A 17,332-nucleotide genomic window follows, 5' to 3' on the forward strand; every position below is an offset into this window, starting at 1 on the left:
CCGGCTTTTGACAATAAAACTTTAATTTTTTCTATTTCAGCAAAATAGCCAACACTAGGAAGATTACTGAGAAAACAAAAAGCATAATTTTATAGTTTTTCTTACCCATTTTAGATATTAAAAACCTTGTTTTGGGATTACCCTCAAATAGAATAGGAAATTCGAAGATTCCGCCTACAATATAGAGTGCTGCCAGAAGGAATAAAATAATTGACCAAACCGTCATGTTAAAATACCTCCCTTTTTAAAAATGGTTTTTCTGAATAAAAAATCTGTAAATTACGGTAATTAGAAAAATATTATACAGAAAACCGATACCGACATACTGATAAAAGTTTAGATTCATCTCTAAAAAGCCGGAATCTATCAGCGGCCGCATCAGCGAATACTGTAAGGCTTTCCCGGCCCAATGACCGGGAGCCAAGGAAAACAGCCATTCTTTAGCATCCAGAAAGAAGAAGCTCCCGATGGGCAGCAGCAGAAGAAAACCTGATGCTTTCATGGTGATGAAACCCTCAATTTTGTTTTTGGCAAAAGCATTGACCAGAAAGGCTACGATGGGTACCTGCAGAGAGGACAGCATAGAGACCAGTAAAATTTCTCCTGCGAATAGGGCAAAGTCTCCTATAAACCACATTAAGAAAAATCCTGCCAGCACTGCAATAATATAGACAAATACAATTTTAAACCAAAGATAGAAAGCCAGGGGAATCGGGGATATCTGGATAGAGGTTAAGACCTGGTCATCCCGGTCATCCAGAAGAGAAAAGCCGGCCATGGCGCCATACGCAAAACCCACCATTAAAGAAACCATCATGGCGATAACGCCCAGAGCCTGCCCTTCCACCAATTGGTTGTCTATCAGGTATTTGCCCAACCCACCCAATATCAGTGGATACAAAATCATAACCGCAGTCATTCTATCCCGAACAAGATTCTTAAATTCGAATTTGCTCATAGTCCAAAGCATGCTTATACCCCCGTTTCCCGCATGATAAAATCGTTAAATTTTGGTTTTACAATAAACCGGTAGAAAATGTACGTCAATGCCACCAGGTACCCATAGCCAAACACCAGTTTCCATGGTTCCACCTCTTGAACAATGGTACTGATCAAAATTCTGGAGGTTTCCGGTGGTAAAATTATTAATAATTTTGCCACCTCAGGCCCAATGATATCAAGCATAGCGAAGAGGCTGGGAAACAGAAATAGAAAAATGTAAACAATAAAGTTAACCAGCATAGAAGTAAAAGTGTTGGCATTATAGGAAATCCTGATGCCTATCAGGGTGTGCACCACTGTTATTACAATAACAGCAGGAACCAATAGAAAATAATTATAAGTGACACCTTTTACAAAAAAAACGGCTGCAGAAATAAAAACCACGGAAATAAGGGAATTTATAATATTGACAATGATCTTGGTCATCAAGTATTCCTCTTCGGACACAGGGGAAACCATGATGGAATTTAAAGTGTGTTCTTGTTTCTCATAAAATAGAGTGGCCCCTACCATCAGCATAGTCATCATGGTGGCATCCATAAGGAAGATGACGGGTAAAAACATTTTCAGTTCTTCGCCATCGAAAAACCAGGCCAGCCCAACCCATAACAATAATACTACAAAGTTGGCAGTAAACAGGTTATACTTATTTAGCCGGTCAAACTCACCCTTGACCAGGGGTATCAGCCTATCCACGCAGTGCCACCCCCGTTACCTTAATGAAAATTTCTTCCAGAGTTGTTTCTCCGCTGTGAAGGGTCTCGATATCTTTTCCCTTTAGTAAATCAAAGAAAGGCTGGGTTTTAATTTCCGCCATAGAAAACTCTTCTGTCACCAGCTGGCCTTTTTCTTTATATTCAACCTTTACCATGCGTTTACCGTATTTAAGTTTTAAATTACGGGGAGAATCCACCTCCTGCAGTTTGCCGTGGGCAATAAAAGCTACCCGGTCACATAATTCGTCAACATCGCTCATGATATGGCTGGTAAGAAATACTGTTCCTCCCTGTTCTCTAAACTCCCGGATCATATCCTTCATGATACGAGAATTGGCAGGGTCAAGGCCGTTGGTAGGTTCATCAAGGAAGAGCATCTTTGGTTTGTTAATTAATGCCCGGATAAAGTTTAAGCGAATTTTCATTCCCTTGGAGTATTCACCGGCCTTTTTATCCTTATCTTCCCAAAGGCCCAGGCGCTTTAAAAGAGGTTCCACATCTACTGTCTGTTTATAGAGCCTTTTAAAAAACTCTAAGTTCTCCAGAGCCGTCAGCTTGGAAAAGGAAATAGGCATCTCAAAAGAAACACCAATATTTTGGTAGAATTCATCACGGTAGCTGGAAAGCGGCTTACCATAGTATTCGATATCTCCTTCAAAATTTTTTAAAAGCTTAATGAGTATTTTCTGTGTGGTGCTTTTTCCCGCAGCGCTGGGCCCGAGAAAACCAAATATCTCTCCATCAGAAATTTCAAAATCAATGCCGTCAATGGTATACTCCTTACTTTTCGGATACTTAAATTTGAGATTCCTTACTTTAAACACTGGCAATTCCTCCTCTGATCTTGTTAACCCTTTCTAAATCTTTTGGTTATCCTTTTTCCAGCCGTTTATTAAATGAGTTCTTTATCTATTTGTTTCATTCTCCTCCGTTCTCGCTGAAGGCGCAGTATTATTTTTCAAACGGTGGATCATTATTTCAAGTCCTTCCAGATACTGTTGTAAAGCCTTCAAACCCTGACGGGTTAAGGAAACACGGGTCAGCGGTTTTCGTTCCTTAAAAGATTTGTTGATGGAGACGTAGCCTGACTCTTCTAGTTTTTTCAACTGAACTGACAGATTCCCCGCGGTTAAGTTTAGTTTCTCTTTTAATTCAGTAAAGGGAATCTGGTCGCTGCTTGAAGACAGGTAACTGATGATTTGCAGGCGGGCCGGTTCGTGAATTTTACGGTTTAAAATAAAGTCTTCCTGTTTTCTGCTGCTATCGGTCATGGCATTACCTCTTTTCACCGGGCTGGCCCACATAAAACAGCAGGGAGGCCAAGAGCATGCCCGCTGCAAAAGTGATTCCCAGGACTGCCAGGGGGTGGATAGCTTCCGCAGTAAAGAGAGTTAGAACTCCTGTGGAGATCAGCCATATACCCAAAAAGTACAATTCCTTTAAAAATATAAGAGAGCTTAGGGATATAACCAGTAGACCATACAGCACTGCTATGGAAGGTATGATATAGAGTTCATATCCCCTGCTGTCTAAAAAGATGATTGCCAGGATAATTACTATGATATTAGGCAGATGCAGCGCCATGAAGCGGGGGGTGGACACTTCTTCTACCAGTTTGTTAAAATTTATGTCTATGCCATTATTTTGAGCGTTCCGTATAAAATTCCTGATTTTCTGGCAGCCGATGCCTAATACGGATAAACCAATCAGCCCAAACAGGATTATTCTAAGATTTATAGGTACAGCTCCAAAGGAGCCGTACTGCTCCAGTAAATAGTAAAATATTGCTGAAAATACAGCAATCAGCAGGCCTGTAGTGAGTAAAATCCCCCTCAACACATTTCCTGCGCAGATAAATCTTATTATATTGTCATTTTTGTTTACGGCTTCTTTAATTAGCTTCAGGTCGGCTATGACCTTCTGCAGTTCTTGTGACTCTTTATTCACTGGATTCACTCTCCTTAGTTTATATCATAAACTTATTTACAATATAATATATTTTATATAAGTTGTCAATAATTTTTGAAACAAAAAGTATACTCCCCACACATGCCTTTAGAAAATACCGGCAGGAATCCTTGGGGTCTTGATCCCTTGAGGATGTTAGAATTGGATATGTTGATAATACCTTTGGTGATTTAAAACCCGTATGTTTAACATATAAAAATATGATAAAATATAGGGAATAAACACTAAAAAGACAGAGGAGAGGGTTAACAATTAATAGATTGTAGAAGGTAATCCAAATTTTTATAAACAGGAGATGAATAAGAGTGAAGTCAGTATATGGTGTATTATTTTTTTTACATGTATTTGTAGGGATAGGAGCTGTAGCTGGAGGGTTGGCTGCAATTAGTAATCCTCAAGAGCCATTGGGTATGCCAGCTGATTTATTAGTAAATTCACCTTTTAGTAATTATCTTATACCTGGAATTATCCTTTTTTCAATAATTGGAATTGGAAATATTATTAGTGCGTATATGTTTCATTTTAAGTCAAAATATCAAGGATATATAAGCAGCGTTTTCAGCTGGGCTCTGGTAATCTTTATCGTTGTGCAGTGCATAATGTTAAATTCCGTTGTTTTTTTGCATGTGTTATATTTTATTATTGGATTGGTAAAAGCGGGATTATCATTGATTATTATAAATAATTTTAAAAATAAACCAGTGATTTAATGGGCTGGGAGTTTAATAGGAGCCATGTTCTCTTGATGCTTTTGCCATAAAAGTGTATATTAATGTTTATGGAGAATAAAAAAATGGAAGAGATCATTAGCCGTCGTATCGCTTTGGCGTTGAAATTGGATCAGCGCCATGTCTTAAAAGTGGTTGCCCTGCTGGATGAGGGAAATACCATTCCTTTTATTGCCCGCTATCGGAAAGAGGTATCGGGGGGAATGACAGACGAGGATTTGAGGCTGCTGGCGGAGAAATTGAGCTTCAATCGTAATCTAGAGAACCGCCGTGCCGATATTCATCGTTTTTTGGAAGAACAGGGTGTGCTGACGTCGGAACTGGAGAAGTCAATTCAGAATGCTTCTAATGTGACAGAGCTGGAAGATATTTACCGTCCCTTCAAGCCTAAAAAAAGAACCCGGGCCACCATTGCTAAAGAAAAAGGGCTTGAACCCCTGGCGCAGCTTATCCTGAAGGGACATAGAGATTTGGAGGATGCAGCACGTAAGTTTATGGATGAAGAAAGAGAAGTTTTGACAGCTGATGCAGCACTGGCTGGGGCACGGGATATTATCGCAGAGCTGATATCTGAAGAACCGAAGCTCCGTTCATTGCTGCGGTCCCTTGTTTTTAAGGAGGGGGAAATTGTCGCAAACGTGAAGGACAAAGAGACGGGCCCTTATGAAATGTACTACAACTACCGTGAACCCTGTAGAAAGGTGCAGCCCCATCGTATTCTGGCGATGAACAGGGGTGAAAGGGAAAAAATACTAAACATTAAAATCCAGGTTCCTGAAACTAAAGCGTTTCCCATGGCCCAGTCCTTTTATGGGCAGAACAATGGAAATGCAAAGCTTCAATTGGATGAGGCAATTAAAGATAGTTGGAAGCGTCTTTTGTTTCCTTCACTGGAACGGGAAATCCGCAGTGAGCTTACACAAAAGGCGGAAGAGCAGGCTATCAGGGTTTTTCAGGAAAACCTGCGAAACCTGCTCATGATTCCACCGGTACGGGGAAAAAGGATTATGGCTATGGATCCGGGACTTAGAACCGGCTGTAAAATAGCCTGTGTGGACGAACAGGGCAAGTTGTTGGAAACCGCCGTTATTTTCCCTATCCCGCCCCGCAACCAGAAGGAAAAAGCCACCCGGACCGTTCTGGCTCTTTTAGAAAAACACGCCCTAAATGCCATTGCCATCGGTAACGGCACCGGGGGCCGGGAAACAGAAATGTTTGTGGTAGAGCTGTTGGAAGAGTACCCACAGGAAGTAGCCTATACGGTAGTGAACGAAGCCGGTGCCAGCGTCTATTCCGCCTCCAAGCTGGGCCAGGCAGAATTCCCCCATTTAGATGTCTCTGAAAGAAGCGCTATATCTCTGGCCCGTCGTGTGCAGGATGCCATGGCGGAGCTGGTTAAAATTGATCCCCGTTCAATCGGTGTGGGACAGTATCAGCATGATGTGAATCAAAAAAAACTTAACGAAGTTTTGGCAGGTGTTGTGGAGTCTTGTGTTAACCGGGTGGGAGTAGATTTGAACACCGCTTCGCCGGCTCTATTGGAACATGTGGCGGGAATCAACAAGACGGTTGCGGAGAATATTGTATTCTACCGGGAAAATAATGGTCCATTTACCAGTCGTAAAGAATTAAAAAAAGTGCCCAAGCTGGGACCGGCAGCTTTTAAGCAGGGTGCGGGATTTTTACGTATTCCTACTGCTCAAAACTACTTGGACCGCACTGCCGTTCATCCCGAATCCTATGACACGGCGGAAAAATTAATGCACCAGATTGGGATTGGGTCAGAAGTGTTGGGACAGGGAGGAAAGATTCCTGAGGTTCAAATTCCAGAACTGGCGGCAGTATTGCAGGTAGGAGAACCAACCTTAAAAGATATTTTGGAAGAATTTAAAAAGCCCGGCCGGGATCCCCGGGATGATCTTCCCCAGCCTGTTTTCAAAAAAGGGATTTTGAATATGGAGGATTTAAAAGAAAATATGGAAATCCAGGGCGTGATTCGTAATGTCGTGGATTTTGGGGCCTTCGTGGATATCGGTGTTCATGTGGACGGCCTTGTGCATATATCCGAACTTTGTAATCGTTTTGTCAAACACCCCCTGGATGTGGTGAAGGTAGGGGATATTGTGAATGTAAGGGTGCTGAGTGTAGATACGAAAAAAAAGCGTATCTCTCTCTCCATGAAGGAAATATCTTCTATTTGATTTGCTGCCCTGAAGGCATCATGTCCAACCAAATTATTAAAAGCACTAGTTTTTAGAATGTTTTTTTATTATAATAGTTATTGGAAGATGAGTTATCATTTAGGTGGTGGAATCAGTTTCTGCTAATAATTTTTTCAATAATTTTTGAAAGTGTGAAAGCCCTGACTATTTCACAAAAATGAAGGAGTGATGAGAGCAATGCCGGATAAGAGGACAATATGTTCTGTTGCGGATTCCTTAGTGTTTGATTATATCCCTAAAAAAATTGGAAACATCATTGACAAAAATATCAAAATTTCTGAAGATATCAGAGCAGCGGTAGTGGGAATGAATGATGAAACTTTATTAGTAACAGATAAAGGTGCTTATATTATAAAAAAAGGTAAATGCAATTTTTTTTCTTATGATGAGATGCTGGTGGGAAGAAATGTCTCTAGAGTGTATAGAAGGGGTAGATTTGAAATACCATTGAAGGGGAAGGGAAAGGTCAGGTTACCTGATGAGAGCAAAGAACCGGATTTTGGACCGGATCCAGCTCCAAATGTGGTCAATTTCCCCTGGTCTAAGGCTGATTTATTTACAAAGGCTAAGGAAATCTTGTCTGTACATAAAGAATTACATGATACTAGAACAGGCGCACCCCATATATCTATAATTGAAGACAAGGATTATGTGTCGGAATTAATGAGTGAAATAAGGAAGCTTAATGAGCAGCTGGCAAATTTAAAAGAATTAAAGAAATAATAGAAGACAGTAAAGGCCTGCCCCAGAAAAACCAGGAGGCAGGCCTTAAGTATTCAAAAGTTTAGAGGGAGCATGATTAAAAATATTTATTTAGGAGCTGACCTTTAGTATGACGAAAATTTTTTTGAGCAGTAATCTTACCATTCCTAATGATTTTCAGTACCTGTCTGTTGCTTTAAATTATATAAAATCAGTTGCAAATCTTTTTAATTTCAGTCAGAAAGAACTCAGGGATATTGAACTGGCGGCGGAGGAGGCAGTCAGCAATGTAATTGAACATGCCTTCCTGCCGGGAGAAACAGCAAGTCTGGATATTAACTGTGAAGAAACTCCCACAGGTTTAAAAATCAGTATCCATGATCAGGGGATTCCTTTTGACCCAAACTTAACCCCAGAATATCAGCTTACAGGAGATTTGGAAACTCAGGAGATTACAGGCCTGGGCAGCTACATGATAAAAAAATTGATGGATGAAGTAGAATACTGCAACTTAGGGACTGAGGGCAAGTCAACCATAATGAAAAAATATTATCCGGCAGATTCAGTTATGGATGATGCTGATCGAGAGACACCGCCTGATGAAAAACCGGATAAAGTTCCGGAGGATAAAAAGGTTAAGGTGGATGTGCGGCAGATGTTATCAACGGAGGCAGTAGAGGTGTCCAGGTGTTTTTTTGATGCTTACGGTTATTCTTATGTCCATGATAATGTCTATTACCCTGAAAGATTGGCTGCATTAAATCAGAGCGGAGACATTTACTCGGCAGTTGCGGTGAGCCCCTGGGGAGAAGTGGCTTCACATGCGGCCCTGGTATATCATAAAGCATTTCCCGGCATTAGCGAATTTGCTATGTTAGCTACTAAAGCTAAATACAGGGGGCAGTCATTAATCAGCAAACTACAACCCAATATTACCATGGAAGCTCTTAATAGAGGCCTCTCAGGATCATTTGCCAACGCTGTTACAAAACATGTTTACTCTCAGCATGTATTAAAAAAATTCGGTTATAGGGAATGTGGGTTTTTGCTGGCTCATTCTCCTGAAAATACTGTATTTAAAGGTATAACAGAGAAAACTGAACAGAGGGGTACAGTATTAGTTTCCTTTATGTTTGTTAATGATCCCAGTTCTGACCCCATAAGTGTTTTTGCTCCTTTAAAACATTGGGACTTTATTAAAAAAATATATGAAAACTTAGGAGTAACGGCCGTATTAGCCGAAGAAGGGATAAGTGTTAAAGGCCATAATTCTGCTAAAGAAGAACTGGAAAAGAAAAAAATGCAGGCTACCATGGAGGAATTTACCATAAACCCCCGCAGGATGTCCGCTATCATTAGATTTAAACAAATCGGGGCAGACTTTAAAAGCTGCATACATAAAATTCTCTACCAAATAAAAAAAGAGAAACTGCAGGTAGCTGAGCTTTTTTTGAGTTTGAAAGATCCTGCCACGCCGGAAGCAGCAGAAATACTGGAAGAAATTGGTTTCCTGGTTACGGGTATAATACCGGGAACCACTGATGGCGATTTATTAATCATGCAGTACTTTAATGGAATAGTGATTGATTATGATCAAATAATTTTGGCATCAGAAAAGGTCCGGGATATGTTGACCTATATCCGCCAAAATGATCCGTTAGAAGGAGGAAACTAAAGAGTCAACGCAGCCTTTTTGATGTTGGATTCTCTGGTTAAGAGGGGAGCTCACATTATTTTGCTGAAGATACTGCCCAGGAAGTTTTTAAAATGAAAAACATAGCTGAAAAGTTATGTTTTTTTTATTTTAAGAATATTTATGCCGGGGACAGTAAAGCTGGACATTTTTCGGCAGGAATTCACCTTTTAGTCAACTAGAATTCACAGACCCTTGTTATAATAAACTATCTTAAAAAAGGAGAGAATAAGAAGAAACTGGAGGGAGGGTATGATTATTTTAAAACTGTTTGAAACTTGTTATAAATTTATAGATAGAGAGGAATTGTTCAATGTACATTGTTAAAAATGCTTTTAAAAGTATCAGCAGAGCTAAGGGAAGAAATTTTCTAATACTGATTATCGCTTTTGTAATTGCAGTATCTGCCTGTGTTTCTCTTAGCATTAGAAATGGTGCGGACTCAGCAAAAGTTGCTTCCTTGGATTTGATGCAGATTACAGCCCAAATTGGAATAAACCGGCAAGGGGTTTTGGGGGACAGAGAGCTAACTCAAGCAGCCAGGAATCAAGCATTAGGCAGTTTAGAAGGGTTATCCATAGAAGAAATGGCCTATTATGCAGGTTCTGAGTATGTCAAGGAATTTTACTATACGAATACTTCCACACTAGATGGAAGTGATTCCTTGGAGCCGGTAGATATATCACTCATAACCGAAGAGACTACTGATGAAACTCAGCCTTTTGAAATGCCAGGGGGAAACAGAAATTTTAACCGTATGGGTGTTCAAGGAGATTTTACAGTCATTGGCTATAGCCATCATAACGCAATGACAGCCTTTATTAATGGCACATCTAAAATAACTGAAGGAACGGTGTTTGATGAATCATCTGAGGAGCTGCAAGGTGTAATAAGCGATGAACTTGCTTTGTTAAATGATTTAGAAGTGGGAGATACAATCACATTAGCAAATCCCAACGATGATGAAGAAACATACGAAATAACAATTATTGGAATCTATAACAACAGTGAATCTTCTGTGAACCAGAGCGATATGATGATTGGATTTAATGCTGCATCCGACCCTGCTAACCAGATTTATATGAGCAGTGCGGCAGTAGGTGCTATTTTAGAGAAGTCATTAGCAATCGCGACTGTAGAAGTAAATGAAGATACAGGATTTGAATTTACTACGGCGCTAAGAACACAGATATCTGGAACATATGTTTTTTCAGCTATAGAAGATTACGAGAAGTTTAAAGTGGATGCAGTATCCATGGGATTGGATGATGCCATGTATACAATTACATCTTCCGATATTTCTGCTTATGAACAGAGTATGCTGCCATTAGAAAACTTAAGTAAATATGCTGCGTCCTTTTTAGTAGTGGTACTGTTAATAGGAGCAATAATCCTAGTTGTATTCAATGTCTTTGCAATCCGGGAAAGAAAATATGAAATCGGTGTATTAGCGGCAATAGGAATGGATAAACCTAAAATATCTTTGCAGTTCATAATGGAAACTTTTTTTGTGATGTTTGTTGCAATTGTCATTGGAGCAGCTGTTGGCTCGGCAGTTTCTGTTCCGGTAGCAGACGTACTACTGGAAAGCCAAGTTACCTCGGTAATAGCTAGTGTAGAAACGACAAATGAAAATTTTGGGGGTGGATTTCAAGGAAGATTTGGCGATATTAATGCATTAACAAGTGAAACGACAGAATATGTCTCAGACATTACCGCCAGTGTGGACATGCTTGTGATGATGCAGCTTCTGGCTATAGGCTTTCTGCTGGCATTAATCTCCAGTGCCTCCGCTGTAATATCCATTCTAAGATATGAGCCTTTAGAAATATTAAGCAATAGGTCATAAGGGGGAGGTTTATATATGAGTATATTTACTTTAAGCAATATCAGTTATGCGTATGGCAATAAAGCGAAAGAAGTCCTAAGCGATTTAAATTATAAATTTGAAGAAGGAAAGATCTATGCAATTGTAGGAAAATCCGGTGCCGGCAAGACGACTTTGCTCTCTTTGCTTTCGGGCCTGACTAAACCGACAAAGGGTACAATACAATTTGATGAAACAAATATCACCCGGATTAATTCATACAAATATAGAAGCCAATTTGTAGGGGTAATCTTTCAGAGCTATAATTTGCTTCCTCATCTAACCGCAGCAGAAAATGTTGTTTTATCAATAGATGTATCTGGAAAGAAAATTGAAAATAAAAAGATGAAAGCATTGGAACTGTTAGAATCTGTGGGAATAGATGAAGTGACTGCAAATAGACGTATTTTAAAGTTGTCTGGAGGAGAGCAGCAAAGAGTTGCCATTGCAAGAACTCTGTCTTATGATCCAAAGGTAATATTAGCTGATGAACCTACAGGCAATGTGGATGGAGAAACTGAAAAAAACATTATGGAAATATTTCGCAAGCTAGTGGTGGTAGAACAAAAGTGTGTTATCATTGTGACACACTCTCCAGAAGTTGCGAGAATGTCAGATGTTGTTTATGAGTTGAAAAAATCTGAGTCTTTGATTAATGTATAATATTTGTTTTATGGTGAACTAATGATCGCCTTTTTGTTAATTAAAAATCACATACCTTGGTGCAGTGAGACCATACCAAGGGGGGAAATATTCAGACAGTCATCATGCAGCCATCACATACATTGGTTATACTAGGATAAAGAAAGGGTGATGTGTAAGGGACCTTGATAACCGAACAAACAAAACAAACAAATAAAACAAACAAAACAAAGAAATGGGAGAATGAATCAAATGAAAACAAACAAAGTTCTCGGAAGTATTTGTGTAGTGGTTCTTGTGGCAATTTTAGGAGTTGGCGCTGCCTTTGCTGCACCTGCTGAAAGCACAATCGACACCACAGAATCTGTTATATGTGACAGAATGGCAAAATGGGAACGCACTGCTTTAACAGATGAGCAGAGGGAGGAAATGGAAGCAAGGAAAGCCAGCATGGAAGCTACTCAGGAGAAGTGGACACAATTAACAGATAAGCAGAAAGAGGAAATTTATGCCCTGAGAGAAAAAGCTGCAGATATTGACAGTCAAATCATTGATAAATACTTGCAATGGGATCTTTTGGATGAGGAAATGGCAGCACTGATGAAGGAACGACTGTCCGAAGGTATGTTCATGATGCGGGAAAACGATAGAATGCCCATGCCCGGCGGCAGAGGAGCCCATGGAAGAGGGGGATTTAAGGGTGCTCCTCCAGCCGAAGCTACAACAGAATGATACCGTTTAATGGTTGAAACCAGGCTCTATGTGAACGGGCATGCCCCGTTTGCATAGGGCTTTAGCTCTTTTTGGGGATAGTATAGTTGGTTTGAGATTCTTCTTTAGTGTATAATTGATTCGTATAAATTAATCTGCGAGGTATGGATATGTATAGGATATTAATAACCGATGACGAGGAAAAGATCAGAATGCTGATTAGAAAATACGCACTTTTTGAGGGGCACCAGGTTTTTGAGGCGTCTAATGGTATGGATGCTGTGGAGATGTGCAAGAAGCAGAAGTTCGACATCATTATTATGGACATAATGATGCCGGAACTGGACGGTTTTTCTGCGGTCAGAGAGATTAGAAAGAGCCAGGACACACCGGTTCTGATGCTGTCTGCCCGAGGGGAGGAATACGATAAGATCCATGGTTTTGAACTGGGTGCGGATGACTATGTGGTGAAGCCATTTTCACCTAAGGAACTGATGATGCGCTTGGAAGCTATTATGAAACGGACAACAAAAGGGAGTCAATTCAGGCATGAACTCTTTGTCAAAGAAGGACTGAAAGCTGATTTTACCGCCCGGAGGATTATGATTGACGGCAGCAACATAGAGCTGCCTCCCAAAGCATTTGATCTCATCTTTTATATGATTCGTAACCAAAATATTGCACTCACCAGGGAAAAGCTCATTACAGAAGTGTGGGGATATGAATATTGCGGCGATGATCGGACACTGGACACCCATATCAAGCTGCTGCGTAAATCCTTGGGCCAATATGCCAACTTGATAACTACGCTGCGTGGTGTGGGGTATCGATTCGAAGGATAATGGATGGATTGTCTGCCTGATTGTAAGGGACCGAGGCTGGAAGAGGTGAAACATGAAAAGTATCAGTATAAAATGGAAAATTTATTTCTTTCTGCTGGGTTTCTGTGCTTTATTGCTGCTGATCTTATGGCTGTCCCAGGTTGTATTTTTGGATCAGTTTTACAGGTTTGTTAAGATTGGCGAAATCAAAAGCAGCGCGGCGTCCGTTGAGAAGAGTCTGGACAGCACTAATTTGGAGGAACTGGTGGAGCGGATCGCAATAGATAACGATGTTTGTATCGAAATCTTATCCGAAAACGGAAACGCATTGTATTCCTCCGGCACGTTGCGGGACAGTGTCATACTTACTATGTTACCCTTTGAGAAGGTTCGGCTGTTGGCCAGCGCACAGGAACATGGCGGAGAGCTTATGGTTTACTACAATCGGGAGAGCCTTCGTGAATCTTTATTCCCCAACGCTGAATCAACCAGGCGAATTCCTTCCATTGATATCGGGAGACAGAGTTCTTTAATCTATGCAAAAATTATGGCTGATGGAGATGGAAATACGGTGGCGGTGTTGATTAATTCCGTAATCGCTCCTGTGGATGCGACGGTGAATACGCTTCGGATCCAGTTATATTATATTACGGGTTTCATGCTGGTGTTCTCTATTATTTTGGCCTTTATCATTGCAAAAAGGGTGTCAACGCCCATTGAAAAAATAAACGAAAGCGCAAAGACCCTGGCGAAAGGAGATTATGGCACTTTTTTTTCCGGAGGTGGCTATCGGGAAATCGATGAGCTTGCGGATACCCTTAACCATACTGCAAAGGAACTGTCTAAGGTGGAAAAACTAAGACAGGAGCTGATCGCAAACATTTCTCACGACCTGCGGACACCTCTTACCTTGATCAGCGGTTATGCGGAGGCAATGTGTGACTTGCCCGGTGAAATGAGCGAGGAGAATGCGCAGATCATTGTGGGAGAGACCAAACGTCTGACAACCCTGGTCAACGATGTGTTGGATATCTCGAAACTGCAGTCCGGTATGCAGCAGATCAATCCCGCCCGCTATGGTTTGACAGAAAGTATTGGCAATATAGTGAACAGGTTAAATGCCCTTTTGAAAAAAGATGGCTATACTATCGAATTTTTACGGGATGCAGAGGTGACGGTTTACGCCGATGAGTCACTGATTTCTCAGGCGTTCTATAATCTGTTAATCAATGGAATCAACTACGTGGGCAGCGACAAGATGGTAACAGTAAAGCAAACCTTGGCGGATACATGGGTGAAGATCCAGGTAATCGACAACGGGGAGGGAATTGAAGAGGAATTCCTGCCCCATATTTGGGATAGGTACTTCAAGGTAGACAAGACTCATCGGCGTGCGGTAACGGGGACTGGGTTGGGGCTTTCCATTGTGAGATCTATCATCCAACTGCATGGAGGAGAATATGGCGTTTTCTCGAAACCCAGGGAGGGCAGTGTGTTCTGGTTTGCACTGCAATATGAGAAGTGAAACTAAAAACTTTGGTTTTTATTATTTTAGCAATTATTCTTTCGTATAACGTTATAAGAACATTTTTTTGTGATACGGTTCACTTTGTCTATTAGGTTGTCCAGTTTTTTGCTGAAGACCAGAATCATTTTCTCCAGGTTAATTCTGTCCGGCAGAAGGACAACGTCGGGGCAGAACTGTTGTTGTTTCAGAAGATGGGTAAGGGCAGTTTCGTATTCTTCATCATTCTGGCGGAAGTCAGCAGGTGCCGGCATAACAGCGATGGAAAGGCCTAGTTCCCGGCAGATTTCCTCTATCCCGGGCCTGCAGGCAAGGTTAAGCACACAGCGGGTTTCGGGGAAATATTTTCGGGCGGTGAGCAGGGTAGAGCTCATGTACCTGGAACAGCCCGGCTCAGGTTGTCCCAGCATGGCCACATTGTTTTTAAACCGCAGCAGCCTGCCGGGGATAGCGATTATATCAGATTTGTCTTTTGCTTCCGGGCCGGCATAGGCCAGGTTGGCGCCTACTTCCGGTATCATTGGAGCGATATTCATTTCCTTAAGTCTGGTGATGGTGTCGTTGAGTTCATTACATAAAGCTGCTTCTGCTGCAGTTCTTTTGTCTTCTTTCACCGCCAGGGCATTGAAAAAAACCTCCCAGAAGGGGTCTACCTCAGGCGGTACCAGAGGTTTTGTAGAACCGTCATTTAAAATCCAGTTCCTTCCTGCCGGGCGGGGGAGGACCTTTCCGATGATAGCTGCTTCAATGCCGACTTCTGCATAGGCGTCCAGCAGCTTTTCTGCTTTTTCGGGTTCGCAGCAGATAATCAGAGTTCCTTCACTGATGGCGGTGTAGGGGTCCATGTCAAAATGCCGACAGACAGCGTCTACGTCCGGGGGGACCGGAACCTGGCTGTAATTGATGAGAAGACCGGTTCCCGAGGCTTCGGCAACCTCCCAGAGGCCCCTGGTCAAGCCTCCTTCCGTTGCATCATGCATGGCATGGATTCCAGCTGTGGACATTGCTATTTCTGCGTCTTTTACCACTGTCATTTCCCGCCAGCGGCTGCAGGCCCTTGCTACAAGCTGCGGGTCCATACCTGATGCCAGCAGCCTTTCTCTCAGTTCACAGGCCAGGATGGCGGCAGCTTCGATGGCGGCCCCTTTGGTAATGATAATGGTGTCACCGGGAAGTGCCCCGGTAGGAGCTACATAATCATCACCCATGCCCCAGACGGTAATCCCACCGATAATGGGGACAGTAACGGCACTGTAGTAACCGGTATGCCCTCCCACGATGGTGATGCCCAGTTCTTTGGCGTATTTACTGATACTTTGAATTAATTCTGTGATATAATCTTCTGGAGTGCCGGGGGGCAGCAGCAGAGAATAGGTCATAAACTGCGGTTTAATCCCCATTACTGCTACATCACTGGCGCCGATATGTATGGTCACCCAACCAAAATCATCGGGGGATGTGGTGGGGCCGGGGAAAATCGGGTCTTCCGCCACAGCCATGTAGCGGCCTCCGACATCAAGTATGGCCGCATCTACACCCATCTGAGGGCCAATTACCACCGATGGGTGTTTTGCTCCCGTGTGATGCTCCACAGCAGCTTTGAATAAGTCATCGTTTATTTTGCCTATCATAATTATTCCCTCCAAACAAAAGAATCCGCCTGGGGGAAAGGTGCGGATTAATTATCAATCGTATCTCTCCCTGCGCAGGAATTATCCTAATCAGGTTCAACGGGTCAGGTACTTCAGCCCTTTCTCAGCCCATTTTGGGCTCCCCGGGACGGAACTCTATTTTCTTATATTTATTATAATCCGGTAGAAATGGTTTTGCAACAGTCTCTTGGTTTTTTTAAGAGTCTGTGGTAAAAGTTTTGTTTTCAGGAAGATTATGGTTTTTGTGACAGCCCTGGCCTACATATTCTGGTATGGCGGGGTATTGATTATTATCTGCATGGTGTTTATCGGCTGCAGCAGTGTTAACATCAAAGAGTCAGTATCAAATAGAACAGAAAATAAAAAAGCTCTTTTCGAATAAATAGTTTGCTTTCTGAAAAGCTATTGATCCATTCTATTAGATTTTAACCAATTAGAGAATTTAAGGATTTTTGTCCTTTGCATCATATAACTATTAAATACTTTGTTTGTATAACGATTTTTCAATCTTATAACCTCCGTAGAAAAGAAAAAACGCTATGATAATTACAATTGTAGATTTAATCAAGCTGCCAGCATTATTAAAGGGTCCAACTTCAAAAATGCTTAGCGGGGAATAAAATAAGACCAGCATAAAAATTAAACTATAAGAAAAATTTATTATAAGAGGGATAAATGTATTTTGAAATAATAGGGAAAGAAGATATGCTAAGGCAATCATAAACATACTTTGAATTATTATAGCTATAAACAAAAACCAAACAAAATCAAATAAAAAGGTGAAATAGATAAATACAATCATAACATGCAAGACAAAGAATGCCCATAAGATTATCATTTTAAATAAAAGGCTGTCCCTGTCAAATTTATGTACAAAAAGCAATTCCTTCCCCGGTGAATTAAGATACTCTTTTAAAATAAATAACGGCCACCAAGCGGCAAAACTGGGGATAAACAACTGAGATATTGTGCAGCATTCCGGGAAATTGCTGCCGGATCCACTTTTTATAGTTGAAAGAACTGTAAAAGGTACTAATAAAAAAAGAATGATGGGCGGCACATAATAGTAAAATTGCTGATTCT

17 protein-coding genes and 1 riboswitch are annotated in these 17,332 nt (G+C 41.3%); of the genes, 10 read left to right on the forward strand and 7 right to left on the reverse strand.

From position 1 onward, the window contains the following. Nucleotides 1-31: 31 nt before the first annotated feature. From HUE98_RS02390 to HUE98_RS02415, 6 genes are all read right to left on the reverse strand, one after another. On the reverse strand, nucleotides 32-226 hold the full coding sequence (locus HUE98_RS02390; RefSeq protein ID WP_241422293.1) for a hypothetical protein: 195 nt from the start codon (nucleotides 224-226) through the stop codon (nucleotides 32-34). Between the two features lie 18 nt (nucleotides 227-244). Continuing rightward, nucleotides 245-970, reverse strand: coding sequence for a hypothetical protein (locus HUE98_RS02395; RefSeq protein ID WP_241422294.1), 726 nt, complete (start codon nucleotides 968-970; stop codon nucleotides 245-247). Between the two features lie 2 nt (nucleotides 971-972). Beyond that, nucleotides 973-1,698 carry a fluoroquinolone export ABC transporter permease subunit gene (locus HUE98_RS02400; protein ID WP_241422295.1) on the reverse strand — a complete coding sequence of 242 codons (726 nt, stop codon included), beginning with the start codon at nucleotides 1,696-1,698 and terminating at the stop codon, nucleotides 973-975. Further along, a complete protein-coding gene (locus tag HUE98_RS02405) occupies nucleotides 1,691-2,542 on the reverse strand; it encodes an ABC transporter ATP-binding protein (RefSeq protein WP_241422296.1) in 852 nt (283 codons plus the stop codon). The genes HUE98_RS02400 and HUE98_RS02405 overlap by 8 nt, the downstream gene beginning before the upstream one ends. A gap of 81 nt (nucleotides 2,543-2,623) precedes the next feature. Further along, the gene (locus HUE98_RS02410) at nucleotides 2,624-2,989 is read right to left on the reverse strand and encodes a winged helix-turn-helix domain-containing protein (RefSeq protein ID WP_241422297.1); all 366 of its coding nucleotides are present in this window, start codon (nucleotides 2,987-2,989) and stop codon (nucleotides 2,624-2,626) included. 4 nt (nucleotides 2,990-2,993) lie between these two features. Continuing rightward, a complete protein-coding gene (locus HUE98_RS02415; RefSeq protein WP_241422298.1) occupies nucleotides 2,994-3,665 on the reverse strand; it encodes a hypothetical protein in 672 nt (223 codons plus the stop codon). Nucleotides 3,666-3,991: 326 nt separating this feature from the next. On the opposite strand from HUE98_RS02415, the gene HUE98_RS02420 reads away from it, so the two are divergent. The 9 genes from HUE98_RS02420 to HUE98_RS02460 all read left to right on the forward strand — a co-directional run bounded on the left by HUE98_RS02420 (nucleotide 3,992) and on the right by HUE98_RS02460 (nucleotide 14,597). Beyond that, nucleotides 3,992-4,396 (forward strand): hypothetical protein, encoded by a 405-nt coding sequence (locus tag HUE98_RS02420; RefSeq protein ID WP_241422299.1) that lies wholly within the window; start codon nucleotides 3,992-3,994, stop codon nucleotides 4,394-4,396. An 83-nt stretch (nucleotides 4,397-4,479) separates the two neighbouring features. After that, nucleotides 4,480-6,615, forward strand: coding sequence for a Tex family protein (locus tag HUE98_RS02425; protein WP_277623699.1), 2,136 nt, complete (start codon nucleotides 4,480-4,482; stop codon nucleotides 6,613-6,615). A 198-nt stretch (nucleotides 6,616-6,813) separates the two neighbouring features. Then, nucleotides 6,814-7,359, forward strand: a complete 546-nt coding sequence (locus HUE98_RS02430; protein ID WP_241422301.1) for a hypothetical protein — start codon at nucleotides 6,814-6,816, stop codon at nucleotides 7,357-7,359. Nucleotides 7,360-7,468: 109 nt separating this feature from the next. Continuing rightward, complete coding sequence (locus HUE98_RS02435) at nucleotides 7,469-9,013, forward strand: ATP-binding protein (protein WP_241422302.1); 1,545 nt, start codon at nucleotides 7,469-7,471, stop codon at nucleotides 9,011-9,013. A 331-nt stretch (nucleotides 9,014-9,344) separates the two neighbouring features. Next, nucleotides 9,345-10,880 carry an ABC transporter permease gene (locus HUE98_RS02440; protein ID WP_241422303.1) on the forward strand — a complete coding sequence of 512 codons (1,536 nt, stop codon included), beginning with the start codon at nucleotides 9,345-9,347 and terminating at the stop codon, nucleotides 10,878-10,880. A 15-nt stretch (nucleotides 10,881-10,895) separates the two neighbouring features. Next, complete coding sequence (locus tag HUE98_RS02445) at nucleotides 10,896-11,561, forward strand: ABC transporter ATP-binding protein (protein WP_241422304.1); 666 nt, start codon at nucleotides 10,896-10,898, stop codon at nucleotides 11,559-11,561. Between the two features lie 231 nt (nucleotides 11,562-11,792). Continuing rightward, nucleotides 11,793-12,272 carry a DUF2680 domain-containing protein gene (locus tag HUE98_RS02450; RefSeq protein WP_241422305.1) on the forward strand — a complete coding sequence of 160 codons (480 nt, stop codon included), beginning with the start codon at nucleotides 11,793-11,795 and terminating at the stop codon, nucleotides 12,270-12,272. 149 nt (nucleotides 12,273-12,421) lie between these two features. Next, nucleotides 12,422-13,093, forward strand: coding sequence for a response regulator transcription factor (locus HUE98_RS02455; protein ID WP_241422306.1), 672 nt, complete (start codon nucleotides 12,422-12,424; stop codon nucleotides 13,091-13,093). Nucleotides 13,094-13,145: 52 nt separating this feature from the next. Continuing rightward, complete coding sequence (locus HUE98_RS02460; protein WP_241422307.1) at nucleotides 13,146-14,597, forward strand: sensor histidine kinase; 1,452 nt, start codon at nucleotides 13,146-13,148, stop codon at nucleotides 14,595-14,597. Between the two features lie 26 nt (nucleotides 14,598-14,623). On the opposite strand, the gene HUE98_RS02465 is transcribed toward HUE98_RS02460, so the two are convergent. Next, nucleotides 14,624-16,228, reverse strand: a complete 1,605-nt coding sequence (locus HUE98_RS02465) for a thiamine-phosphate synthase family protein (protein ID WP_241422308.1) — start codon at nucleotides 16,226-16,228, stop codon at nucleotides 14,624-14,626. A 49-nt stretch (nucleotides 16,229-16,277) separates the two neighbouring features. Continuing rightward, a riboswitch (TPP riboswitch) is annotated at nucleotides 16,278-16,384 on the reverse strand. 100 nt (nucleotides 16,385-16,484) lie between these two features. Between HUE98_RS02465 and HUE98_RS02470 the strand changes: the two genes are divergently transcribed. Further along, entirely contained in the window at nucleotides 16,485-16,631 is a 147-nt protein-coding gene (locus HUE98_RS02470; protein WP_241422309.1) for a hypothetical protein, read from the forward strand. Nucleotides 16,632-17,332: the final 701 nt, after the last annotated feature.

This window comes from Candidatus Contubernalis alkalaceticus (assembly GCF_022558445.1).
Lineage (GTDB): Bacteria > Bacillota > Dethiobacteria > SKNC01 > SKNC01 > Contubernalis > Contubernalis alkaliaceticus.

Coding starts and splice junctions, on each gene's coding strand:
- HUE98_RS02390 (WP_241422293.1), bottom strand. CDS start 226: ATGACGGTTTGGTCAATTATTTTATTCCTTCTGGCAGCACTCTATATT.
- HUE98_RS02435 (WP_241422302.1), top strand. CDS start 7,469: ATGACGAAAATTTTTTTGAGCAGTAATCTTACCATTCCTAATGATTTT.
- HUE98_RS02445 (WP_241422304.1), top strand. CDS start 10,896: ATGAGTATATTTACTTTAAGCAATATCAGTTATGCGTATGGCAATAAA.
- HUE98_RS02410 (WP_241422297.1), bottom strand. CDS start 2,989: ATGACCGATAGCAGCAGAAAACAGGAAGACTTTATTTTAAACCGTAAA.
- HUE98_RS02425 (WP_277623699.1), top strand. CDS start 4,480: ATGGAAGAGATCATTAGCCGTCGTATCGCTTTGGCGTTGAAATTGGAT.
- HUE98_RS02465 (WP_241422308.1), bottom strand. CDS start 16,228: ATGATAGGCAAAATAAACGATGACTTATTCAAAGCTGCTGTGGAGCAT.
- HUE98_RS02440 (WP_241422303.1), top strand. CDS start 9,345: ATGTACATTGTTAAAAATGCTTTTAAAAGTATCAGCAGAGCTAAGGGA.
- HUE98_RS02450 (WP_241422305.1), top strand. CDS start 11,793: ATGAAAACAAACAAAGTTCTCGGAAGTATTTGTGTAGTGGTTCTTGTG.
- HUE98_RS02430 (WP_241422301.1), top strand. CDS start 6,814: ATGCCGGATAAGAGGACAATATGTTCTGTTGCGGATTCCTTAGTGTTT.
- HUE98_RS02395 (WP_241422294.1), bottom strand. CDS start 970: ATGCTTTGGACTATGAGCAAATTCGAATTTAAGAATCTTGTTCGGGAT.
- HUE98_RS02460 (WP_241422307.1), top strand. CDS start 13,146: ATGAAAAGTATCAGTATAAAATGGAAAATTTATTTCTTTCTGCTGGGT.
- HUE98_RS02470 (WP_241422309.1), top strand. CDS start 16,485: ATGGTTTTTGTGACAGCCCTGGCCTACATATTCTGGTATGGCGGGGTA.
- HUE98_RS02455 (WP_241422306.1), top strand. CDS start 12,422: ATGTATAGGATATTAATAACCGATGACGAGGAAAAGATCAGAATGCTG.